This window comes from Aureimonas sp. AU22 (assembly GCF_001463745.1).
Taxonomy (GTDB): Bacteria; Pseudomonadota; Alphaproteobacteria; order Rhizobiales; family Rhizobiaceae; genus Aureimonas.
Genome location: NZ_BBWJ01000072.1, coordinates 1 through 696, shown reverse-complemented (window position 1 = coordinate 696; position 696 = coordinate 1). Strand labels below are relative to the sequence as shown.

The following is a 696-nucleotide window of genomic DNA, read 5'->3' as shown; positions in this document are numbered from 1 at the left end:
CGGCCGCGCTGGCGGCGGACCCCGCGTCCTGCCGTGCGGTCCGGTTTGCCGACGTGGGGTGGACCGACATCACGGCGACGACGGCCACCGCCTCGACGGTGCTGACCGCGCTCGGCTACGAGCCGCGCACCGACGTCCTCGCCCTGCCCGTCACCTTCACCTCCCTGAAGAACGGCGACATCGACGTCTTCCTCGGCAACTGGATGCCGACCATGGAGGCCGACATCGCGCCCTACCGCGCCGACGGCTCGATCGAGATCATCCGCGCCAATCTCGAAGGCGCCAAATACACGCTGGCCGTGCCGACGACGCTCTACGACCAGGGCCTCAAGAGCTTCGCCGACATCGCGAAGTTCCGCGACCAGCTGGAGGGCAAGATCTACGGCATCGAGCCCGGCAACGACGGCAACCGGCTGATCCTGTCGATGATCGAGGGCGACCAGTTCGGGCTGAAGGGGTTCGAACTGGTGGAGTCCTCCGAGCAGGGCATGCTGGCGCAGGTGGCGCGCCAGACGCGCAGCGACAAGCCGATCGTGTTCCTGGGATGGGAGCCCCATCCGATGAACGTCAACTTCAAGCTGTCGTATCTGTCGGGCGGGGACGCGGTGTTCGGGCCGAACTACGGCGGGGCGACGATCTACACGCTGACGCGCAAGGGTCTGTCGGCGGAGTGCCCGAACCTCGGGCGCCTTCTGG

At 67.7% G+C, this 696-nt stretch carries 1 protein-coding gene; it reads left to right on the top strand.

The genetic code is table 11. From position 1 onward, the window contains the following. Positions 1–8: 8 nt before the first annotated feature. The coding region (gene choX, locus AUL34_RS21680; RefSeq protein WP_156421059.1) for a choline ABC transporter substrate-binding protein at positions 9–696 on the top strand (688 nt) is incomplete at its 3' end.